The 24,493-nt window shown below is 65.4% G+C and carries 10 protein-coding genes; 9 read left to right on the forward strand and 1 reads right to left on the reverse strand.

The window, feature by feature from the left end; genetic code table 11:
* The first annotated feature begins 23 nt into the window (after positions 1-23).
* From DFR29_RS24700 to DFR29_RS24730, 7 genes are all read left to right on the forward strand, one after another.
* Positions 24-9,968 carry an SDR family NAD(P)-dependent oxidoreductase gene (locus tag DFR29_RS24700; protein ID WP_208113711.1) on the forward strand — a complete coding sequence of 3,315 codons (9,945 nt, stop codon included), beginning with the start codon at positions 24-26 and terminating at the stop codon, positions 9,966-9,968.
* A 52-nt stretch (positions 9,969-10,020) separates the two neighbouring features.
* Entirely contained in the window at positions 10,021-11,868 is a 1,848-nt protein-coding gene (asnB, locus tag DFR29_RS24705) for an asparagine synthase (glutamine-hydrolyzing) (protein ID WP_133821323.1), read from the forward strand.
* Positions 11,869-12,111: 243 nt separating this feature from the next.
* Positions 12,112-12,819 (forward strand): MBL fold metallo-hydrolase, encoded by a 708-nt coding sequence (locus DFR29_RS24710; protein WP_133821324.1) that lies wholly within the window; start codon positions 12,112-12,114, stop codon positions 12,817-12,819.
* Positions 12,820-12,892: 73 nt separating this feature from the next.
* A complete protein-coding gene (locus DFR29_RS24715) occupies positions 12,893-14,152 on the forward strand; it encodes a hydroxymethylglutaryl-CoA synthase family protein (RefSeq protein WP_133821325.1) in 1,260 nt (419 codons plus the stop codon).
* 68 nt (positions 14,153-14,220) lie between these two features.
* Positions 14,221-14,475 (forward strand): acyl carrier protein, encoded by a 255-nt coding sequence (locus DFR29_RS24720; RefSeq protein WP_133821326.1) that lies wholly within the window; start codon positions 14,221-14,223, stop codon positions 14,473-14,475.
* 119 nt (positions 14,476-14,594) lie between these two features.
* Complete coding sequence (fabD, locus tag DFR29_RS24725) at positions 14,595-15,737, forward strand: ACP S-malonyltransferase (protein WP_133821327.1); 1,143 nt, start codon at positions 14,595-14,597, stop codon at positions 15,735-15,737.
* Between the two features lie 97 nt (positions 15,738-15,834).
* Positions 15,835-16,572 (forward strand): SRPBCC family protein, encoded by a 738-nt coding sequence (locus DFR29_RS24730; protein ID WP_133821328.1) that lies wholly within the window; start codon positions 15,835-15,837, stop codon positions 16,570-16,572.
* A gap of 103 nt (positions 16,573-16,675) precedes the next feature.
* Here the strand turns inward: DFR29_RS24730 and DFR29_RS24735 are convergent, their stop codons facing one another.
* Positions 16,676-17,896, reverse strand: coding sequence for an ATP-grasp domain-containing protein (locus DFR29_RS24735; RefSeq protein ID WP_166654319.1), 1,221 nt, complete (start codon positions 17,894-17,896; stop codon positions 16,676-16,678).
* An 843-nt stretch (positions 17,897-18,739) separates the two neighbouring features.
* Here DFR29_RS24735 and DFR29_RS24740 point away from each other — a divergent pair.
* Positions 18,740-22,954: a non-ribosomal peptide synthetase gene (locus DFR29_RS24740; RefSeq protein ID WP_166654320.1), complete on the forward strand. Its 4,215-nt coding sequence runs from the start codon at positions 18,740-18,742 to the stop codon at positions 22,952-22,954.
* A 211-nt stretch (positions 22,955-23,165) separates the two neighbouring features.
* Entirely contained in the window at positions 23,166-24,416 is a 1,251-nt protein-coding gene (locus DFR29_RS24745; RefSeq protein ID WP_133821331.1) for an efflux RND transporter periplasmic adaptor subunit, read from the forward strand.
* Positions 24,417-24,493: the final 77 nt, after the last annotated feature.

Here is a 24,493-nt window from a genome sequence, read left to right on the forward strand (position 1 = left end):
TGCAGATGCAGCACCGCCAGATCGTGCCGTCGCTGCATTCGCGCACGCTCAATCCGCATATCGATTTCGCCGGTAGTCCGTTCACCGTCAACCAGCACCTGACCGACTGGGCCGCCCCGGTGATCGACGGCCGCAGCCTGCCGCGCATCGCGGGCATTTCCTCGTTCGGTGCCGGCGGGTCGAACGCGCATGTCATCGTCGAGGAATATGTCGCCGCCGCGCTGGCGTCGCCGCCGCACGCCGAGGTGGCGATACTGCTGTCGGCGCGCACGCTGCAGCAGCTGCGCGAACAGGTGCAAAGCCTGCTGGAATTTGTTGCCGCCGCACCGCAGACCGATCTGGTGGCAATGGCGCATACGCTGCAGATCGGCCGCGAGGCCATGGACGAACGCCTCGGCCTGGTCGTCGCCAGCACGGCGGAACTGCTGGAAAAATTGCAATTGTGGCTGGCCGGCGACGCCGATATCGACACGGTGCACCAGGGCCAGATCCAGCGCCACCGCGACACCCTGGCCTTGTTCAGCAGCGACGCCGACCTGCAGCAGACCGTCGAGCGCTGGCTGACGGGCGGCAAGCTCGGCAAGGTCGTCGAGCTGTGGAGCAAGGGCCTGGACGTGCGTTGGGCCGCGCTGTACGGCGCGCCGGCGCCGGCGCGCATCAGCCTGCCGACCTATCCGTTCGCGCGTGAGCGCTATTGGATCGACGCGGCAGCAGGCGGTGCAGCGGCTACGGCAGCGGCGGCCGGCAGCATGCTGCACCCGCTGCTGCATGCCAATGTGTCGGACCTGAGCCGGCAGTGCTATCGCAGCGTATTTGGCGGCGGCGAGCCCTGGCTGGCGGATCATCGCGTACTGCTGGGCGGCGTCGAACAGCGCGTGCTGCCGGCCGTGGCCTACCTGGAAATGGCCCGCGCCGCCATCGAACAGGCCGTGCCGGCCGCCTGGCGCAGCGGCGTGCTGGAACTGCGCCACTGCGCCTGGGCGCAGCCGCTCAGCGTGCAGGACGCCACCAGCGTGAGCATCGTGCTGAATGCCGCGGACGACGGCCGCATCGACTACAGCATCGTCAGCGGCGACGGCGGCGACAACCCGCTCGAACACAGCGCCGGCCAGGCCATCTACGTACAGGAAACCATTCCGGAAATCGTGGACATCGCGCAATTGCAGCAGCGCATGGATCGCAACGGCTGGCCTGCTGCGGAACTGTATGCGGCGCTGGAAGGCTTGGGCCTGCGCTATGGGCCGGCGCACAAAGCTGTGCGCGAGGTGCTGCGCGGCGATGGCGAAGTGCTGGCACGGCTGGAACTGCCGGACTGCGTGCGCGCCGATGCCGACGCCTATGTATTGCATCCCAGCCTGCTCGATGCCGCGCTGCAATCGGCGCTGGCGCTGTCCGGCGACACGGTGTCGGCACGGCTGCCGTTTGCACTCGACACCTTGCGCATATTCGGCAAGGCGTCGGCGACGATGTGGGCCTGGCTGCGCTATGCCGCCGGCAGCAGCAACGACGATGCCGTAGCCCGGCTCGATATCGACCTGTGCGACGAGCGCGGCCTGATTGCGGTGCAGCTGCGCGGTTTTTCGACGCGTAGCTTGACGGCAGCGCCCGCGCAGACGACGGGGCAGGGCCTGTTGGCCGCGGTGCCGCAGTGGCGCGCGATCGCCGCAGGAACGACGGCGACAGACTGGCCGCAACACCTGGTCGTGCTGTGCGAGATGCCGCATCTCGCCACGGCCGAGCTGCAAGCCTTGCTGCCCGGCAGCGAATGCAGCGCCGTGTCGGCCGGTGCCGAAGGCGACCTGGCGCAGCGCTACAGCGCGCACGCCATCGCCGGCTTCGAACGGATCCGCGACTTGCTCGCGGCCAGGCCGAGCGGTCCGCTGTTGCTGCAGTGGGTCATTGCGGACAGCGCAGAACACGCGCTATCTGCCGGCGTGGCGGCGCTGCTGAAATCCGCCGCGCTGGAAAATCCACTGTTCCACGGACAGGTCGTGGTGACCGGCCAGGGCGTAACCGCGGCAGCGCTGGCGCAGCAGCTGCAGCGGGCCCAGGCGCATCCGCGCGAAGCGCTGCTGCGCTTTGCCCCGGATGGCTCTATGCAGGGCCTGCACTGGGAGGAGCTGTCCATCCCTGCGGAAACCAGTGCGGCTTTCAAGCCCGACGGCGTCTATCTGATCACCGGCGGCATGGGTGGCCTGGGCATGCTGTTCGCGCGCGCTATTGCTGCGCAGGCGCCGGCCGCACGCATCGTGCTGACCGGCCGTGGCGAGCTGGATGAAGTGCGCCGCCAGCGCCTGGCCGAACTGAATTCGGCAGGCGGGGCAGGCGTGCACTATCGCGCGCTGGATCTGCTCGATGCGCCACAGGTCGTCGCACTGGTTGCCGAGGTCGTGCGCGAGTTCGGTGCGCTCGACGGCGTGCTGCATAGCGCCGGCATGCTCGCCGACGGTTTCCTGCGGCACAAATCCACGGCGGACTTCCGCGCCGTGCTGGCGCCGAAAGTGGCCGGAACGGTCAATCTCGATCACGCCACGCGCAATAACGACCTGCAGTTCTTCGCGCTGTTTTCCTCGCTCGCCGGCGCCTTCGGCAATGTCGGCCAGGCCGACTACGCCACAGCCAACGCCTTCCTCGACGGCTTCGCGCAGTACCGCAACCAGCGTGTCGCTGCGGGCGAGCGGCGCGGCCTGAGCCTGTCGGTCAACTGGCCGCTGTGGCAGGACGGCGGCATGCAGTTGCCGGCGCCGCTGCAGGAGCAGATCGCCCAGGCCACCGGCATGCGCACGCTGTCCAGCGTCAACGGATTGCGCGCCTTCGCCCATCTGCTGGCACAGGGCATGGGCCGTGGCCTGGTGATGCAAGGCGATCTGGCGGCGATGCGCCGCACGGTGTTCGGCCAGGGCGAGACGGCGCTGGCCACGCCAGCTGCACGCCTGCCGGCCGTGTCGCGGGCGAGCGCGCCCGCCATCGCCACAAGCGCCAGCCCGGACCTGCTGCAACTCACCGAGGAATATCTGCGCCAGCAGTTCGCCGCCTCGCTGAAACTGCCGCCGCAGCGCATCGATGTGCAGCTGCCGCTGGAAAACTACGGTATCGATTCCATCCTCGCGATGCGCCTGACCACCTTGCTGGAGCAGACTTTCGGCTCGCTGTCCAAGACCTTGTTCTTCGAATACCAGAGCATCGCCGCGCTGGCGAAATACCTGGCCAAGGCGTTTCCGCAGGTCATAGCGCGCGTTACCGCGAGCGCGCCAGCGCTCGCCGGGCCGGCCGTTGCACACGCCGTTGCAGCACCGCCCACCGCGCCGAAATTCGCGCCGCGCCGCGCCTTCGGCACGGCAACCGAATCGCGCGGACGTGCCGTCGCCATCGTCGGCCTGGCCGGCAAGTACCCGCTGGCCGACGACGTCGACAGCTTCTGGGACGTGCTGCGCGAAGGCCGCGACTGCATCAGCGAGATTCCCGCCGAACGCTGGGATCACGCGCTGTACTTCGATGCGGACCGCAACAAGCCCGGCAAGAGCTACAGCAAGTGGGGCGGCTTCATCTCGGATATCGACAAATTCGATCCGCTGTTCTTCAACATTGCGCCGAAAGAAGCGGAACTGCTGGACCCGCAGGAACGCCTGTTCCTGGAAACCGCCTGGCAGACCGTCGAGGACGCCGGCTACAGCAAGCAGAGCCTGGCCGGTACGCGTACCGGCGTCTACGTCGGCGTGATGTGGGGCCAGTACGAGCTGTACGGCGTCAATTCGCTGGCTGCGGGCCATGTCGGCGTGCCGAGTTCGTCGCAGGCTTCGATCGCCAATCGCGTGTCGTATTTCTTCAACCTGCACGGGCCGAGCATCGCGATCGACACCATGTGCTCGTCGTCGCTGACGGCGATCCACCTGGCCTGCGAGGAAATCCGCCGCGGCACCATCGACGCAGCGATTGCCGGCGGCGTGAATGTGTCGGTGCATCCGCACAAATACCTGACCCTGAGCCAGGGCAAGTTCGCCGCCAGCGACGGCCGCTGCCGCAGCTTCGGCGCGGGCGGCGATGGCTACGTGCCCGGCGAAGGCGTCGGCGCGGTGCTGCTCAAGCCGCTGGAGCATGCGCTGCGCGACGGCGACCATATCTACGGCGTGGTGCGCGCCAGCAGCATCAACCACGGCGGCAAGACCAACGGCTATACCGTGCCGAACCCGAACGCCCAGGCTGAGCTGATCCGCGATGCCTTGAACCAGGCGCAGATCGAACCGCAGTCGCTGGGCTATATCGAAGCGCACGGCACCGGCACCGCGCTGGGCGATCCGATCGAGATCACCGCGCTGGCCAAGGCCTTCGGCGACGCGGGCGAGGCGCAGCAGTACTGCGCCATCGGTTCGGTAAAGTCGAATATTGGACATCTGGAATCTGCCGCCGGCATCGCGGCGATGACCAAGGTGCTGCTGCAGCTCAAGCATGCGCAGCGCGTGCCGTCGCTGCATGCGGAACCGGCCAATCCGAATATCGATTTCAGCCAGTCGCCGTTCTACGTGCAGACCACGCTGGCGCCCTGGCCGCGCCGCGATGGCCAGCCTCGGCGCAGCGGCATCAGCTCGTTCGGCGCCGGCGGTGCGAACGCGCACATGGTGGTGGAGGAATACCGCGATACGCGCGCCGCCAGCCCCGCCGCCGCTACCAGCCATGTCTTCGTACTGTCGGCGCGCAGTGCGCGCAGCCTGGTGCGGCATGCGCGGCGCATGGCTGAATTCCTTCAGCGTCACGCGCAGCTGGCGCCCGAGCAGGTTGCCTATACCTTGCAGGTCGGCCGCAGCGCGATGAATGCGCGCCTGGCCTTCGTCGCCGCCGACCTGGCCGCCTTCGTCGCCGCACTGCAGGGCTGGATTGCCGCGCAGGACGGCGGCGAGCGCGCAGTTGCCGCGCCCGATGCGGGCGACACCCAGGGCCTGCTCTACGGCAACAGCCTCGACGGCAACCACGACACGGCCTTGCTGGTCGACGGTGCCGCCGGCCGCGCCTTCCTGCACGAACTGCTGCACAGCCGCGACCTGCCCAAGCTGGCGCGCCTGTGGACGCTCGGCGCAGAAATCGACTGGTCGCTGCTGCATGCAACCGGCACCGCGCGGCGCGTGTCGCTGCCGACGTATCCGTTCGAGCGCCAGCGCTACTGGATCGATACGACGCCGCTGGCCGCTGTGCGCGCACCGCTCGAGGCGGTGACGCCGGCTGCCACGCTGGCGCAGGCTGCATTGCCTGTCGTGGCGGAACTGCCGACGTGCCTGCATTACGGCGTGAGCTGGCACGCGGCGCCCTTGCCGGCGCAGGGCGCGGCTGCCCACGGCACCTTGCTGGTTCTCGACAGCACCGACACGGTATTCCGCGCGCTGGCCGCGCAGCTCGGCTCTGCCGCACCGCTGGTGCGGGTCAGGTTCGCCGCTGCGTATCGCGAGCAGGGGCCGGCCGAATTCGACGTGCGAGCCGGCGAAGAGCAGGATTTCCGCCAGCTGTTTGCCGCACTCAATGAGCGCGGCCTGCTGCCGGATGTGATCCTGCATCGCTGCAGCGACGGCGTGACGCTGGACCAGTCCCTGCCGGGCACGTCGAGCTTGCACGATCCGGTATTTGCCCTGCTGCACGTGGCCAAGGCGCTGATGGGCCTGGCCGCGGCGACGCGCTACGTCGTTATCGCTGACGCAGCGGCGCCGCAGCACCAGGCCCTGGCGGCCTTCCTGAAAACTCTCGCGCTGGAGCAGCCACGCTTCAGCGGCAAGGTCGTCAGCATCGACGGCGATGCCGGCCTGACCCTGGCCGGCGAAGTCGCGATCGCAGTCGCCGAAATTGCCGATGTCCGCGCCGCGGTCGAAGAAGTGCGCTATCGCGCGGTTGGCAGCAGCATCGAGCGCTGTGTGCGGCAGATTGCGCAACGCGCAGCGCCCGCGGCGGCGCTGGACCGCGTGCCGCTGAAGCAGGGCGGCGTGTACCTGATCACCGGTGGCCTCGGCGGACTGGGTCTGCTGTTCGGCGAATACCTGGCGCAGCATTACGCTGCGCGGCTGGTGCTGGTCGGCCGTTCCGCCTCGACCGCACAGCACGAACAGCGGCTGGCGCGGTTGCGCCAGCACGCGTCGGAAATCGTCTACATGCAGGCCGACGTCTCGCGTGCCGAGGATGCCGAGCGCGTCGTGCGCGAAATCAAGGCGCGCTACGGCAGGCTCAGTGGCGTCATCCACGCGGCCGGCGTCACCCGCGACGGCTACGTGCTGAAAAAGACCGCCGCCGATCTGCGCGCGGTGTTCGATCCCAAGATCGGCGGTGCGATCCAGCTCGACCGCGCCACACGCAATGAACAACTGGACCTGTTCATTTTGTTTGCGTCGATCGCCGGCGTGAACGGCAATGTCGGCCAGAGCGACTACGCCTACGCCAACCAGTTCCTCGATGCCTTTGCCGAGCGGCGCGAACGCCAGCATGCAGCAGGCCTGCGCGCCGGCCGCACCCTGTCCATCGACTGGCCGCTGTGGCGCGACGGCGGCATGCAGGTGTCGGCCGAACATCTGGCGCTGCTGCAGGCGCGCACCGGCCTGGCGCCGCTGCCGACCGGGCAGGGCCTGCGCCTGTTCGAGGAAATGCTGAGTTGCGATACCGCCCAGGGCATTGCCCTGTACGGCCTCGCGTCGCGCCTCGATGCGTATATCCGCGGCACGGGCAAGCCAGTCGCGAATCTCGCCGCCGCCGCCGCCGTGCCGGCTGCCGTCGCGACAGTCGCCGCCGAAACGCGTTCCACCGCAGGCACGGACCTGCTGGCCCGGACCCTGGCCTACGTGAAGGCGCTGATCGGCGACGAGATCAAGCTGGCGCCGGAGCACATCGATGCGCGCGAACGGCTGGAATCCTTCGGCATGGACTCGGTCGCGATCAGCAAGGTCAATGCGGCGCTGGAACGCGATCTGGGCGAGCTGCCCAAGACCTTGCTGTACGAGCACGAGACAGTGGCCGAAGTCAGCGCTTTCCTGGTGCGGCAGTATGCCGAGCCTATGCGCGTGCTCTTCGCTGCGCAGATGCCTGCGGGCGTGGCTGCCGTCGAAACCATCGAGGCCATAGGGGGCGCGCCGCCGCTGCAAATTCAATCCGCAGCGGTCGAGTCCATGGCCATCGAGACCGCCGTCGTCGAGCCCTTAGCCGTCGAAGCGGCATCGGCCCAAGCACCCGCGCGGCCCGTGGGCGTCGTTGCTGCGGGCGAACCGGCCAGCCTGTCGGCGCTGCTCGCGGCGCAGTCGGCCACGCAGAAGATCGCCATCATCGGCGTGCACGGCCACTATCCCCAGTCGCGCGACCTGGACGAGTTCTGGCAGCTGCTGCGCGACGGCCGCGACGCGACGCAGACCGTGCCGCCCGAGCGCTGGGACGCCGACGCCTGCTACGACGCCGATCCCGCGGCCGCCGGCAACGGCAAGATCTACTGCCGCAGCGGTGGATTTTTGGCAGATGTAGATAAATTCGATCCTGCGCTGTTCAGGATCCAGCGCGAGGAGGCCAAGATCATGGACCCGCAGGAGAGGCTGTTCCTGCAATCGGTCTGGACCGCACTGGAAGACGCCGGCTATACCCGCGACGATCTGCGCGCCAGGCATGCCAAGGGCAAGAGTGCCGATGTCGGCGTCTTCGTCGGCGTGACGACCAATTCGTACGCCCAGCTTGCCGAGGACGCTCGCCGCCAGGGCAACATGCTGACGCCCAGCGCCATGCCCTGGTCCATCGCCAACCGCGTGTCGTATTTCTTCGACTTCAAGGGCCCCAGCCTGCCGGTGGATACGGCCTGCTCGTCCTCGCTGGTCGCGGTACACATGGCCTGCGAAAGCCTGCGCCGCGGCGAATGCCAGGTCGCGGTGGCCGGCGGCGTGAATCTCTACCTGCATCCGTCGAAATACCTGTCGCTGTGCCAGCGCGGCATGCTCGCCAGCGGCGGCAAGACGCGCAGCTACGGCGCCGGTGACGACGGCTTCATTCCGGGCGAAGGCGTGGGCTGTTTCATTCTCAAGCCACTGGAACAGGCCATCGCCGACAACGACCGCATCCACGGCGTCATCCTGGGCAGCGCGTTCGATCACAGCGGCCGTTCCAACGGCTATTCCGCGCCGAATCCGAATTCGCAGGCGGAACTGATCGCACGCACGCTGGCCGCGGCCGAGGTCGACCCGGAAACCATCGGCTGCGTCGAAGGCCATGGCACCGGCACGCCGCTGGGCGACAGCCTCGAAGTGCTGGCCCTGTCGCAGGCATTCCGCCGTGGCACGACAAGGACCGGCTACTGCTCGCTCGGCAGCGTCAAGTCCAACGTCGGCCATGCCGAATCGGCCGCCGGCATCGCCAGCATGACCAAGGCCCTGCTGCAGTTGAAGCACGGCGAGTTTGCGCCCAGCCTGCATTCGGCCGAACCCAACCCCGATCTGGACCTGGCCACATCACCGTTCTATCTGCAGCAGTCGCTGGCGGCCTGGCCGCGCAGCGGCAACACGCCGCGCCGTGCCTTGGTGAATTCCTTTGGCGCCGGTGGCGTGAATGCCTGTCTGGTGCTGGAAGAACACGTCGCCGGCGCCGTTCCCGCCGCGGCACACGCACCGCAGGTGCTGGCGCTGTCGGCGGACAGCGAAGACGCGCTGCGTGACTACGCGCAGCGCTTCGCCGATTTCCTCGACGCGCAGCCGCAGGTCGATCTTGCGGCGCTGTGCCACACCGTGCAGGTCGGCCGCGAAGCGATGAAGGAACGCCTGGCACTGGTCGCGACGCAGCCGGCGGAACTGGCCGCGCGCCTGCGCGACTGGCTGGCGCAAGGGCAGGGCGACGGAATGTATCGCGGCCGGGTCGAGGCACGCCGCAGCGCGCGCCGCGTCGCCGCGGCGGACGAAGCGACGGCATCGCCGCTGCAGCGTGCGCAAGGCTGCGCCCAGCGCTGGGTTGCGGGCGAAGACCCGGCCTGGCCGCGCCTGTATGGAGCCGTGCCGCCGCCACGCATTGCTGCGCCGACCTATCCGTTCGCGCAGGAGCGCTGCTGGATCGTCGACGAAGCCGGCAGCGCACCTGCCGCGGCTGAATCGGCCACGGTCGAGCGCCTGCATCCGCTGGTCTCGTACAACTCGTCCACGTTGCGCGATATCAGTTTCGACTCGTGGATTTCCAGTGCACTGCTGGCGGAGTTCCAGCTGTCACTGCAAGGCGCGCGCGTGCTGCCCGCTGCGGCCATCCTCGAACTGGCCTGCGCCTGCGCCAGCCTGGCCGGCGACCGGCGCATCCGCGGCGTGCGCGATATCGTCTGGAGCCAGCCGCTGCGCGTGCAGTCGGACGTGCAGCTGGTGCGCACCTACGTCAAGGACATCGGCGACAGCATCGAGTACGTAGTTACTTCGCTCGATGACGGCAGCCACAAGACCGTGCATTCGGAAGGGCGGCTGCTGCTGGGTTCGCGCCATGCGGCGAGCATTGATGCGCCGCATTCGATCGCCAGCCTCAAAGCACAGGGTGTGCCGCTCGATGCGGCCACGCACTACCAGCGCCTGGAATCGCGCGGCATCGCCTGCGGAACGGCTTTTCGCAGTGTGCAGGAGCTTTGGTGCGGCGGCGGCGGCGCACTGGCCCGGCTGGCCCTGGCGCAGGCGCCGGAGAGCCGTGCGGAGCGCTTCGTGCTGCATCCGGCGCTGATCGACGGCGCATTCCAGGCTGCCCTTGCGCTGCTCGACGGCGTGCAGGTGCGCACGGCCTATGTGCCGTTCGCGCTGGAGGAACTGAGCATCGTGCGCCGTGTTGCGCGCGCCTGCTACGCGCATGCGCAGGCAGTGCCGGCCAGCCGCGGCCACGACGATGTGCGCAGCTTCGATATCTACCTGCTCAACGAGCAGGGCGATGTGCTGGTCACGTTCAAGGGGCTGGCGCTGAAAGCACTGCAGCACGTGGATTCAATCAACCCGCTGGCGCAGGCCGGCTGATGACATTCGGCAGCCCTGCCGCGGAAATGGTTTGCCCAGGAGGCGTCAAGTAATGTGTGGAATTGCCGGTTGGCTAAGTTTCTCCAGCGATCTGCGCGAACGGCGCGACGTGATTTCCGCCATGACCCAGACTCTGGCGCTGCGCGGTCCCGACGCGGGCGGCGTCTGGGTGGACCGGCATATCGGCCTGGGCCACCGCCGCCTGGCGGTGATCGATCTGTCCGGCGGCGTGCAGCCGATGATCGAGGCCGAAGGCGAGCGCACCATCGCCTGCCTGAGCTATAACGGCGAAGTATACAATTTCGTCGAAGTGCGCGAGGAACTGGAGCGTCTGGGCCACCGCTTCGCCACGCGCAGCGACACGGAAGTGGTGCTGCGCGGCTATCTGCAATGGGGCGAAGGCGTGACCGAACGCCTCAACGGCATGTTCGCCTTCGCGATCTGGGATGCACGCAGCGAAACCCTGCTGCTGGCGCGCGATTTCATGGGTATCAAGCCGCTGTACTACTTTCCGCTGGGCGGCGGGGTGCTGTTCGGTTCCGAACCCAAGGCCATACTGGCCCATCCCGACGTGCGCGCGCGCGCCGACGGCGACAGCCTGCGCGAAATCTTCGTGCTGGCGAAGAATCCGGAACGCACGCCGTATGCGGGCATGCACGAAGTGAGGCCGGGGCAGGTGATCCGCTTCGACCGCCACGGCATGCGCAAGCGCCAGTTCTGGAGCCTGGCCTCGCATACCCACGAAGACGACCTGCCGCGCACCATCGAGCGCGTCGCCGAGCTGCTGGGCAATTCCGTGCGCCAGCAGATCGTCAGCGACGTGCCACTGTGCACCTTGCTGTCCGGCGGGCTGGACTCCTCGGCGATCACCGCGCTCGCGCACCAGATCACCTCGCGCGACGGCAATGCGACGCGTTCGTTCTCGGTCGATTTCACCAGCCACGGCGACGGCTTTGCCGACAGCGGACCGCACAAGTCGCGCGACACGCCTTTCGTGCGCGAATTCGTCGCCCATACCGGCTGCAATCACACGGAAATCGTGCTCGACAGCCGCGAACTGAACGACGCGGCGCTGAACCGCGCGGTGCTGCAGGCCAGCGACATGCCGCTGAACCTGTCCGGCGACATGTGCTCGTCGCTGTATCAGCTGTTCCGCGCCATCCGCAACGAATCGACCGTGGCACTGTCCGGCGAATCGGCGGACGAGATCTTCGGCGGCTATGCCTGGTTTCACGAGCCGCATGTCGTCGACGGCAGGAAGTTTCCCTGGCTGTCCGGCACCGGCACGGTGTTCAACGGCGCGGAGATCCTCAACCGCGATGTGCGCGAGCAACTCAAGCTGAGCGAATTCCACGACGAAAGCTATGCCCAGGCGATTGCCGAAACGCCCCGGCTGGACGGAGAAAGCGGCACCGATGCGCGCATGCGCGAACTGAGCTACCTGCACCTGACGCGCTTCCTGCAGTTCATGCTCGACCGCAAGGACCGCATGAGCATGGCGGTAGGCCTGGAAGTGCGCGTGCCGTTCTGCGATCCGCACCTGGTCGACTATGTATTCAATATTCCCTGGCAGATGAAATCCTTCGACGGCCGCGAGAAAAGCGTGCTGCGCGCGGCCACCCGCGACCTGCTGCCGGCCTCGATCGTGGAACGGCAGAAGAGCCCGTATCCGTCGACGCAAGACCCGAGCTACGAGCAGGCCTTGCGCGCCCGCGTCAGCGAACTGGCCCAGGACGCTGGCCATCCGGCCGCACCGCTGTTCAACAAGCGCTATATCGAGCGCCTGCTGGCGCGGCCGGCGAATGCGGGCCGCTCGCTGCACTACGAGCGTGCCGACCTGGAGCGTGTGCTGTCGGTTGGCGCCTGGATCAAGGAATACAACGTCTCGGTAAGTCTGTAGCAATGCAAATCGTTGCAGGTAACTCGTACAGACATTGCCTATTTGTACGAATAGATCATTCAGCCGGCGAACTTTTTGGAAAACAGTCTTGACGATAACTTTGCCATCGCGTCTACTTCCGCACTCGCCTGCGTGGCGAGTGTCGTCACGGTCGGGCCTTCGCGCATTTTTTTGCCTTTTCGGTTCCCGCCGGGGAACCGCAATGCGGCGGTGCGCGGCAAGACTCCAGGGGGGAGTCAAGGAATGAGCTGGAACCCGGTGCAAGCGCGGTCCACGGTGTTCGCCCCCGAAGTCGAGGTGCTGCGCACCGCCCGCGGTTCCATGACGAACTACAACTATCTCGTCATCGACCCGGCCACCCGCCGGGCGGTACTGGTCGATCCGGCCTGGCAGACCGAGGTGATCGAAGAGGCGCTGCTGCAGGCGCGCGCCGAACTCGATGGCATCCTGCTGACCCATTCGCACCCCGACCATATCGACCTGGCCAAGCCGCTGGCACAGAAGTACGGCTGTCCGCTGTGGATGTCCCGGCAGGAAATCGCCGCATCGGGTTTCCGCGCGCCGGAACTGGTCGGCATCGAGGAAAGCGCCTGGTGGGTAGGACAGATGCTGATACGGCCGCTGCTCACGCCGGGCCACACGCCGGGCTGTGTCTGCTACCTGATCGGCGACAACCTTTTCACCGGCGACGTGCTGTTTGCGGAAGGCTGCGGCATCTGTCCCGGCGTCGATGCCGCGCACCAGATGTTCGACAGCCTGCAGCGGCTGAAACGCGAACTGCGCCCGCAGACGCGGATATATCCCGGCCATTCCTTCGGCAAGAAGCCTGGCCAGCTGTTTGCGGACGTGTTGCAGGAAAATATCTATTTGCAGTTTCGTGACAAGCAGGGATTTGCGGCATTCCGCCTCAGGCCGGGACAGAGCCGCGCCAAACTTTTCGAATTCCACTAGCGCGAAAACGGACCACGGCCGCGCCGCCATGGTCCGCTCTCGTGCGAGATGTCATCCATAGTCGGGGAAGTGCATGCGAGCAGTAGGAATAGAGTCAATGAATGTGTTCGCCGGCACGGCCAGTGTCGACGTCGAGAAGCTGGCGATGCATCGCGGCCTGGACATGACGCGCTTTTCCAATCTGCTGATGAAGGAAAAGACAGTCGCGCTGCCGTACGAAGATCCGATCACCTTCGGCGTGAATGCGGCCAAGCCGCTGATCGACGCGCTGAGCCCGGAGGAGAAGGACCGCATCGAGGTGGTCATCACCTGTACCGAGTCGGCCTTCGATTTCGGCAAGTCGATGAGCACGTATTTCCACAGCCTGCTGGGCCTGAACCGCAACTGCCGCCTGTTCGAGCTGAAAAACGCCTGCTATTCCGGTATCGCCGGCCTGCAGACGGCGATCAACTTCATCCTCTCGGGTGTGTCGCCGGGTGCCAAGGTATTGCTGATCGCGACCGATATCTCGCGTTTCATGGTGGAAGAGGGCGGCGAAGGACTGACCGAAGACTGGTCGTTCTTCGAACCCAGCAGCGGCGCTGGCGCAGTCGCCGCGCTGATCAGCGAGATTCCCCACGTATTCCAGGTCGATGTCGGCGCCAGCGGCTACTACGGCTACGAAGTCATGGACACCTGCCGGCCCGCGCCGGACAAGGAAGCCGGCGATGCCGACCTGTCGCTGCTGTCGTACCTGGACTGCTGCGAGAAGGCTTTCCTCGAATACCAGAAACGCGTCGAGGGCGCGGATCTTTCCGCCACCTTCGGCTACCTCGCCATGCACACGCCGTTCGGCGGCATGGTCAAGGGCGCGCACCGCAACATCATGCGCAAGATCGCCAAGGCGCGGCCGGCCGAGATCGAAGCCGATTTCGACCGGCGCGTACAGCCCAGCCTCAACTACTGCCAGCGCGTCGGCAACATCATGGGTGCCAGCACGCTGATGGCGATTGCCAGCGCGATCGACCACGGCGATTTCGGCACGTCGCAGCGCATCGGCTGCTTCTCCTACGGCTCGGGCTGCTGCTCCGAATTCTTTAGCGGCGTCGCCGGGCAGGAAGGGCAGTCGCGACTGCGCGCCCAGAACATCAAGCAGCACCTCGACCGGCGCTACGAGCTGACGATGGAGGAATACGACGAACTGCTGGTGACCAACAACACGGTCAAGTTCGGTACGCGCAACGTAGTGCTGGACGCGGAATTCATTCCCCAGGCCCGCACCGCCCATGGCAAGCCGACGCTGTTCCTCAAAGAGATCAAGGAATTCCACCGGGAATACGACTGGGTCAGCTGAACCGGCATTTCATCCGCCCGGCGGTACCTGTCCAGGTCTCGCCCCGCATCATCGACAGAGGAATCATCGTGAACAAAGAAGAGATTTTTGCATTGATCACCAAGCATGCCGGCGAAGTCATTCCGCGCCTGGAACAGCACGACTTCCAGTGGACCGACTCGCTGCGCGCACTCGGCGCGAACTCGATCGACCGCTCCGAGATCGTGATGATGACGCTGGAAGTGATGGAGCTGGATATTCCGCTGGCCGAGACCATCCGCGCCGAGAACATCGGCGAGCTGGCCGCGCTGCTGCACAGCAAAAGCGTCGGCGCGCAGGCCTGAGCCGCGTGTTCCGCCGCGGTTTCGCGTGGCGGGCACGATCGGCCGAGAACACCATTTCCGTATCGATTTCAGTCACCGGTATCCATCGATGCCGGGCAGTGCAGGTGAAGGAGTAGGGCATGAAGACGTGCATGTTTCCGGGCCAGGGCTCGCAGGTACGCGGCATGGGCGGCGCGCTGTTCGACGAGTTTCCCGAACTGACCGCGCAGGCCGATGCAATACTCGGCTATTCGATCAAGCAGCTTTGCCTGGAAGATCCGCGCAAGGAACTGGACAACACGCGCTTCACCCAGCCGGCGCTGTTCGTCGTCAACGCGCTTTCGTACTACAAGCGCCTGAAAGACACGGATGCGAAGCCGGACTATCTGGCCGGCCACAGCCTGGGCGAGTTCAATGCCCTGCTGGCGGCGGAGGTCTTCAGTTTCGAGACCGGCCTGAAGCTGGTGCAGAAGCGCGGCCAGCTCATGAGCCAGGTTTCCGGCGGCGGCATGGCCGCAGTGCTGAATTCCACGCCGGATCAGATCGAGGCGGTGCTGAAAGAAAATGGCCTGACGAATGTCGAGCTGGCAAATTTCAACACGCCGACTCAGATCGTGATCTCCGGCCTCAAGGACGAAGTCACCGCTGCGCAGCCGCTGCTGCAGAAAGGCCGCGTGCTGTTTTTCCCGCTCAATACCAGCGGCGCGTTCCACACGCGTTTTCTCAGCGAAGCCCAGCAGGAATTCCGTGCCTTCCTGCAGACCTTCGAGCTGGCCGCACCGAAGATTCCGGTGATTTCCAATGTCACCGCGCTGCCGTACGAAAGCGATGCCGTGGTCGAGACCCTGGCGCGCCAGATCGCCAGTCCGGTGAAATGGTCCGATAGCGTGCAGTATCTGCTTGGCCTGGGCAGCGCCGACGATCCCATGCAGTTCGACGAAGCCGGCCACGGCGACGTGCTGACGCGCCTGGTCAAGTCGATTCGCGACTATCTGGCCAAGAACGCATCCAAGGCACAGGAAACTGCCGCACCGAAAGCGGCACCGGCCGCAACCGCGGCCGTAGCCACGGTATCTGCCGTCGCTGGCGGATCGACCGCGGAGCAGAAAGTCGCCGCCTGGAACCAGCGTCATGCGGTCGGCACCAAGGTGCGCTCAAGCCTGATGAACGATGCGACCCTGGAAACGCGGACTGAAGCGCTTGTGCTGTTCGGCCACCGCCCGGCCGTGTATGTAAAAGGCTACAACGGCTACTTCGATATCGACGAGATTGCACCGGCCTGACCGGCGCGACAGCACAACATGACCGGCGCGCACGCCGTCGCGTGCCGGTTGCACCAGAACTGGCGGCTCGACTACAGACTAATTTCGGGGAAATACAATGGAAGGCGTTTCGTCTACCGGTCCGGCACCGGCGCGTAAAAAAGGGCGTATCAAACGATTCCTGCTGCGCAGCCTGCTGGTTCTCGTCGCCGCGGCCGTAGTTGCGCATCTGGGTTACAAGTATACCGGCTCCGACGAATGGCACGCGCTGCCGGAAAAGGACGGCGTCAAGGTGTTCTGGCAGAAGCCGGCCGGCACGACGATCGTGAAATACAAGGGCACGACCCGCTTCCGCTCGTCGCTGACCAGCATCACGCGTTTCATGCAAGACCCGACCACCTGCGACGATGTCGGCTGCACGGACTATGTCGTGCTCGACAACGTCAGCCCGCAGGTCCAGTACATGTCCTTCGTGTACAACTACAAGCCGTTCAACAAGCGCCAGTTCGTGGTCAAGGTCGACGTGTCGCAGGATGCCGCGACCAAGGCCGTCAAGGTTCACTACCTTGGCGATCCGGATCGCATTCCGCCGAACGACTGCTGCATCCGCGTGCCGCACATGAACAACCTGTGGACCTTCAAGCCGGCGGCGAACGGCGAGATCGACGTGGAATACATCGTCGACATGTACGAAGGCGGCATGATTCCCTACTTCGTATACAGCACCATCCACGAAAAGACGGCGTATATCGCGCTGCGCAACATCGGCAACTTTGTCGTCAGCGACAAGTTCAAGGAAAAGTACGGCGACCCGTCGGTCAGGCTTGCCTATATCGAAGAGCCGAACGCGGGCTGATCCGGCAGAACCCGCAGACAGCAAGCGCTATTGCAGCAAGGCAGGAAAACCAGGGCCGCGCCAACCGACATCGGCTGGCGCGGCTTTTTACTGTGCGGGCCTGTCAGGCCACTTCTTCGACCGCCGCGGCCGGAACCACGGCTGGCTCGGATTGCGGCACCGAATCGAGACTGACCTTTTCCATCATCTCGATCACGCTGGCGCGCACCTGGGCCGAGGTATCGCCGCGGAACGAATATTTCAGCGACATGCGTTCGCGCTGCTCGTACTTGTGGCCGAGCCGCGGATGCCACAACGAATAGGCGCAGTTGTCGTCGCTGAGCGGCTCGTAGCGGATGCCGGTGAAAATGCCCGGTACGTGCTCGACGCTGTTGATCATGAGCCAGCCGCCGACCGTGTTTTCGCGCACCTTGCGCAGCTTCGGCGACTGGCCGAGCTGCGAGGCGATATGGAATTCCAGCAGATCGAAGTTATAGACGTCGGTGAAATTGCGATACACCTCGCCGCCGCCGACGCGGCCGCCGATTTCGAGGAACACCAGTTCGTCCTTCGGCGTGCGAATGATTTCCAGGTGATAGACACCTTCGCGCAGCGGCAGGGCGGCGATGATGTCGTGGGTGAACGCGACCAGGCGCTGCTTGAGTACCGGATCGTCGACGCCGACCGAACCGACCGGCAGGCCGAGCACGTAGTGATCGAAACAGGTATTGATATACGCGTGGGGAATCGACACTACGCCTTCTGAGTTATAGGCGCCGTCGACATGGAAGATCTCGCCTTCGACGAATTCCTCGAGCATGGCGCCATCGGCGAGTTCGTGCCGGTGCGCTTCGTACTCGGCGCGGGTATGGCAGAGGTAGACACCGCCGGAGGCGGTACCGTCGGGGCATTTGATCACGCAGGGAATGAACGGACCGGCTTCCAGCTCTGCCTGGTCGAGGTCGCGGATCACGCGCACGCCGCGCGGTGCCAGCCATTCCTTCATGGTGCGCTTGCTGCGGAATGCGTCGACTTCGGCAGGACGCGGGCCCGGAATATTGAAGGCCTGGCGGATATAGGCAGCCGGCAGCACGGTGCGCTCGTCGACAGCGACGACGCGCTCGAACGGGAATTGCTGGTAGACGCCCTGCAGCAGCTGCATCAGCTCGCGGGGATCTTCGCTGGTCGGCAAGGTCAGGCCGGCGATCTCGTCCGCGGCGAGATAGTTCTTCACGTACTTCAGGCCGCTGGGATTGCAGACGTACCAGATTTCGTGTTCCTCGTTATTGAGGTACAGGCGATTGGACGGCCAATCGGCCCAAATATTCAGGAAAAGTATCTTCACGAAGCGGTTTCCTATTCGCGGGTTAGCGGAACGACGTGGGCCGAGGTCATCGCATGGACAGCGAGCCGCGACATACAGCGTCGATGGCCCGGCCATGGGAGTGGCGATTGTGACCTCTGCAACGGGCGCTTGCCAGTGTCTTATGCCAAAAGCAAGTTGTATATTCGAAGCAAATGCGATTTCGTGCAGGTTGGTCCACGCGCGTCTAGCGGGAAGGCGTTACTTTTCATCGGCGGCATAGGCATGCTTTTCCATTTTCAGGACTGGCCCGTCCCGCTTTTGGGACGAGACAGTCCTGCCTCTGAATCAAACGGCTGTTTTGTCCGCAGTTTACTTGTGGCATAGTGTTTGCTTCGAGGTTTTCACAGTTGGCGTCGTAGCAGAATTGCAACGTGCGCGTTCCCGCGATGGGCCGGGCATTTTTTTTGAACACGAGGGCGCTGCGGGTGCATAGAGATCGAATCCGCATCCGACAGCTGCGCCCACGGGCGGCAGGGTCGGGGCGGGCCTGCATCGCCGCGCCTGCATGCCGCAGTGGACGTGCCGCGTTGGACTTTGACGGCTGCCCGCAGCGCAGCGTGCGTTGGCTCGCCGCTGCTGTACCGCGTCGTCCGATTGCGCATCCACACCTCGCTTCGTCGCGTTCGATGACACATGCCGCACCGTGCTGCGTCGGCCTGCCGCGCCGCATCGGCAGGGTTTCAGCTGACGCACCAGCGCTTTTTTCGGCATGGCCGCGGCGTGCGTTTGCCGGCTTTTTTTTGCGAGGAACCGCCCGATGAGCTGATCCGGCGCGTGCCGCGATCGTCGTCCGAGGCATTCAGTAGTTCACTGGAGGGCAATGTGGAACAGGTCTGGGAGTTGCTAAGCGAGCTGGCGAGCAAGGACATCAAGCTCGCCGTCGAAGACGGCAAGTTGAGCTGCTATGCGCCGAAAGGTTCATTGACTACCGAACTGACGAACGGCATTGCCCGGTTCAAGCCGGCGATCATGGACATCCTGCGAAACGGCGACGGCAAGCAGTCCGCCGCGCGCGGTGTCGGCGAGTTTCCTTTGTCGGTGGGCGAGAATTCGCATTACATCCTGCAGCAGCTCAATCCCCAGCGCAGTCACGCCGTTCCCATCTGCATCAAGATCGGTGCCGCGATCGACGCAGGCCTTCTGGCCCAGGCCTGGGACCGCGTCATCGACCGCTTCCCGCTGCTCAAGACGCGCTTCGTCGAACACGAAGGCACGCTGTCGCATCAGCTGGACGAGCGCTGCCGCTCCGCCATCCGGCACGAAACACTACCGCTGCAGACCGATGCCGAACTGGTCGCGCATTTCCAGGCCAAGGTGCTGGAACCGTTCGATCTGCAGCAGGGCCCGTTGTCGCGCATAACCCTGTTCACCTGGGCCGGCGGACAGACCGGCCTGTTCATCCTGATCCATCACATCATCTTCGATGGTTTCTCCACCGGTATCCTGCTGCGCGCGCTGTTTGCTGCCTACCGCGATGTTGCCGGGGGAATCGCGCCGCCGCCGGCGCGTGACGCATCGGGCTTCGCGCCGTTCGTGGACTGGGAAGCGCAGATGCTGGCCTCGGCCGAAGGCGCGCAGCATTCGGATTTCTGGAAAGAGCAGCTGCGCGGCGAACTGCCGGGCTTCAAGCTGCTGCCCGACGCGCCGCAGCCGCTGCCGCCGGGCTACAAGGCGGAAATCATCGTCGATGTGCTGCCGGAGCCGACCAGCCAGTGGCTGCGCGATTTCGCCAGGACACATTCCCTGCAGCCTTCGGCGCTGTTCCTGGCCGTATTCCAGCTGCTGCTGTACAAATATTCGAACCAGAAAGATATCGTCGTGGTGATGCCGGTCATCGTGCGGCCCGACGCGCAGTTTGCCGACGAGATCGGCTATTTCTTCAATATCGTGCCGATCCGCGCGCAGTTCGAAAAACCGCTGACGCTACCGGATTTCCTGCGCAAGACGCAGATGACGATGCTGGATGCGGTGTTCCATTCCGCCTATCCGTTCCCGCTGATGATGAATCGGCAGAAGGTCGAGGGAAATACCGAATTCAAGGTGTATTACGCCTACCAGGAATTCGCCAATCTGGACGATGGCGAATTCCGCGGCCTGCGCGACGAGTTCGGCCTGGCGCCGGTGAACGGTTTCCGCCAGGAGGCGGAAGGCGACTTCGATCTCGCCTTCGAGGTATTCAACGACGGCGACGCGTTCCGCATTCATCTGCAGAGCAATCCCGAGCTGTACCCGAACGAGACCATCCGCGCGCTGCTGGCACACTTCCGCGTGCTGCTGGAGGAAATCGGCAAGGATCCGCAGCGCCTGCTCGGTCACTATCCGATCGCGACCGTCGAAGACCGCGAACTGGTGCGCGGCTGGAACGCCACCGATGCGCCGTTTCCGCAGGATCGCTGCATCCACGATTTCTTTCTCGACCAGGTTGCTGCCGGTCCCGACCGGCCGGCAACGTCCTGTCGCGAGCGCCGCCTGAGCTATGCCGAACTGGAGCAGGAGACCGGCTTGCTGGCGCTGCATCTGCAGTCGCTGGGCATAGGCCCCGATGCGATCGTCGCGCTGTGCGTGGAGCGCTCGGTCGACATGATGATCGGCATCATGGGCATCGTGCGTGCCGGCGGCGCCTATATGCCGATTGATCCGGAGTATCCGGACGACCGCGTCGGCTACATGCTGGAAGACTCGGCCACACGCGTGATACTGACCGAGGCGAAGTTCCGCGATCGCCTGGCCGCGCTGGCCGGTGCGGGTATCAGCGTCGTCACGCTGGACCAGCAATGGCCGGCCCTGCGCAGCGATGCCGCTGCGCGCCTGCAGGGCGGCGAACAGCTGCGCCGCGAGGTGCAGCCGGACAATGTCGCCTACGTGATCTATACCTCGGGCTCAACCGGCAAGCCCAAGGGCGTGCTGGTCGAGCATCGCGCCCTGGTCAACCGCATCCACTGGATGCAGAACAGCTACGGCCTGGGCAGCGCCGACGTCGTCGTACAGAAAACTCCGTATTGCTTCGACGTGTCGGTCTGGGAATTCTTCTGGCCGCCGATGACCGGTGCATCGCTGGTATTCGCCGTGCCGAACGGCCATTCCGACGTGCAGTACCTGGAAGGGCTGATCAACCGCAGCGGCGTCACGACCCTGCACTACGTGCCGTCGATGCTGCACGCGTTCCTCGACAACGCCAAGGGCCAGTGCCCCGGCGTGCGGCTGATCTTCTGCAGCGGCGAAGCGCTGGACCGCACCTCGGTCGACCGCTATCGCGCGGTATTCCCGAATGCCGCCTTGCACAATCTGTACGGCCCCACCGAGGCGGCGATCGACGTCACCTTCTACGACTGCACGCGCATCGCCTATCCGTTCGTGCCGATCGGCGCGCCGATCGACAACACGCAGATCCATATCGTCGACGAGGCGAACAATCAGCAGCCCGTCGGCGTGCCTGGCGAGCTGCATATCGCCGGCGTGAACCTCGCGCGCGGCTATCTGAACCGCGCAGAGCTGACGCAGGAACGCTTCATCGCCAATCCGTTCGATCCCGGCACGCGCATGTACAAGACGGGCGATCTCGCGCGCTGGCTGGACGACGGCAATATCCAGTATCTCGGCCGCATCGACGCGCAGGTCAAGATCGGCGGCGTGCGCATCGAGACCGGCGAGATCGAGTCGCACCTGAACCGGCATGCGGCGATCAGCGAAAGCGTGGTGATCGCGCGTGGACCGGACGGCTACAAGCAGCTGATCGCGTTCTACCGCACCCACGACTCGACCCGCGACGACATGGTCAAGCTGGCGCACAAGGATCTGCGCGCCCACCTGTTGGAAACCTTGCCCGAATACATGATTCCCGCGGCCTTCGTCAGCGTCGCGTCGATTCCGGTGACGTCCAATGGCAAGGCCGACCGGCGCGCGCTGGAACGTATCGACGTCGGCCTGGAATCGAGCCAGGAATACATCGCGCCGCGCAGCGACACCGAACGTGCACTGGCCGAGATCTGGGCGCATGTGTTCAAGGAAAAAGGGTTCGTGCTGGAACAGGCGCAGATCGGCGTCAACGACAATTTCTTCGAGCTTGGCGGCAATTCGCTGCTCGCCACCCAGCTGCTGTACCGCATCCGTGCGCAGCTCGGCGTGGAGCTGCCCGTGCGTGCACTGTTCGACCAGGTGACCATCGGCCAGCTCGCCGAACTGGTCGAGAGCCTGCGCAAGGAAGCCGCACCGGCCGCGCCCGCGGACCTCGTCGTGACAATACAGGCCGGCGGCGACAGCACGCCGCTATTTGCGCTGCCCGGCGTCGGCGGCAACGTGCTGAGCCTGCGCGAACTGAGCCGCGCGCTCGGCCCGGAGCAACCGTTCCATGCCGTGCAGGCGATCGGGCTCGACGGCACGGCGGCGCCGCCGGACAGCGTGGAAACCACGGCGGCGGCGAACATCGCCGCGATTCGTGCGCTGCAGCCACGCGGGCCGTATCGCCTGGCCGGTCATTCCTACGGCGGCGTCGTCGCCTATGAGATGGCGCGGCAGCTGCTGGAGCAGGGCGAGACGGTGGACTACCTGGCCCTGCTCGACGCGGCCACGCCGGCCGTGCTGTACGCCCAGCGCGCAGCGGACGAGTTCGAGGATATGCGCCAGCTCTGCGGGGAAATGGCCGAGCAGTCGGGCAGGGCGTTTGCCGTCAGCGCGGCCGAGCTGCGGGCGATGCCTGTGGAGCAGCTGATCGCCGTCCTCGGCGAGCACGGCATCGCGCTGGACCGCGCGCAATACGAGACGCTGTACCGCGTATTCCAGGCCAGCCGGCGCTGCTATCAGGCCTACCAGCCGCGTGCCTTGCCGCGGCAGATCGACGTGCTGCTGTTCCGTGCCACCCAGGTGCAGGCCAGCGCGGCGGCATTGCCGCACGACTATGGCTGGAACGCCGTGCTCGGGCACGCCGTACACGTACACGATCTCGACGCCGATCATTATTCGCTGCTGCGGGGTACAGCGGTGCAGGCGCTGGCCCAGGTACTGGTACCGGCCGGCGCCGCCGCGACACCCGCGCTCTGAGCGCAAGCACCGGCGCGCCGCCGTCGATTGCCGCGCGCCGGCTGCGCCGATCGAGGTGTCGCGCGCCGTTCCTTTTTTGCCTGGGTGACAGCAGCTGCCTCAGTTTCAGGACTGGCCCGTCCCGCTATCGGGACGGGTGTCGCAAGTAACTTTATAAGTCGCTGTTTTCCGGACAAGTATCCATTGGCACAAGGATTGCTCTCAGCAGCGCATGGACTACGCCCGCCCCAAATCAAAAAGCTTCCTCAGCAAGCGTGCCGTCATCGTGGCCGTTGCCGTCTGCGCACTGCTGGGCGGCGGCATCACGCTGGCGCGAATCGACTTCAGCACCCAGCGCGTGGAACGCCGCAAGGTCACCATCGACACGGTCAAGCGCGGCACCCTCGAAGTGAAGGTGCATGCGAACGGCCAGCTCCTGCCGCGCAATGTCGAGTACATCGCCTCGCAGGTGACCGGCCGCGTCGCCAAGGCGCTGGTCAAGCCGGGCGATGTCGTCAAGACCGGCGACGTGCTGGTCGAACTGGGCAATCCCCAGCTGGTTGCCAGCGCGGACGAGGCCAAGTCTGCCTGGGAAGGTGCCGTCAACGAAGCCAAGGCCGCCGAGGCGGAACAGCGCGCCAACCTGCTGAACCAGGAGGCCGTGCTGACCCAGGCCAAGTTCGCCATGCAGCGGGCGCAGGGCCGCCTGACGGCGGAAACGAAGCTGTTCGGCCGCGGTATCGTGTCGGAGATCGACTACGACAACAGCAAGCTCACCGTGGCCCAGACCACCGAGCAGTTCGCGCTTGAGCAGAACCGCTTCAAGGCGATACGCGACAACGTCAAGGTGCAGCTCGACGTCAAGCAGTCGCGTGTCGACGAGCTGGCCAAGGCGCTGGACCGCGCCCGCGACCAGGTCGGCAATCTGCGCATCGTCGCGGGCATCGACGGCGTCGTGCAGGAGATCTCGGTCGATGTCGGCCAGCAGCTGCAGCCCGGCGCGCCGATAGGCCGCATCGCCCAGCCCGACCAGCTGTATGCGGAACTGCGTGTGCCGGCGCGCGAGGCGACCGAGGTGCAGATTGGCCAGAACGTCGTCGTCGATACGCGCAATGGCACGGTCGACGGTACGGTGACGCGTGTCGACCCGGCCGTCACCGACGGCACCGTGATCGTCGATGTCGACCTGAAGGGCGGCATTCCCGCCGGTGCGCGGCCGCAGCTGCCGGTGGAGGGCGTGGTGTATCTGAGCCAGCTGCCCGATACCTTGTACGTAGGCCGGCCCGCCTATGTGAAATCCAACGCGGCGATCGCCGTATACAAGCTGGAGTCCGGCGGCGCCTATGCGACGCGCGTGCCGATCCAGGCCGGCAAGGTTTCGCTCGATTTCCTGCAGGTGCTGGCCGGTCTGGAAGCAGGCGATCGCATCATCACCTCCGAAACGGGCGAGTGGCAGAGCAAGGAACGAATCCTGCTCAACTGAGCGGCAGTCCGTGCGCAACGGTGCCGGCAGGGCCGCTTGCGCAGCAACGCAGCTGTTTTTGAATTTTCCTGACTTTT

The organism is Tahibacter aquaticus (assembly GCF_004363655.1).
GTDB classification, from domain to species: domain Bacteria; phylum Pseudomonadota; class Gammaproteobacteria; order Xanthomonadales; family Rhodanobacteraceae; genus Tahibacter; species Tahibacter aquaticus.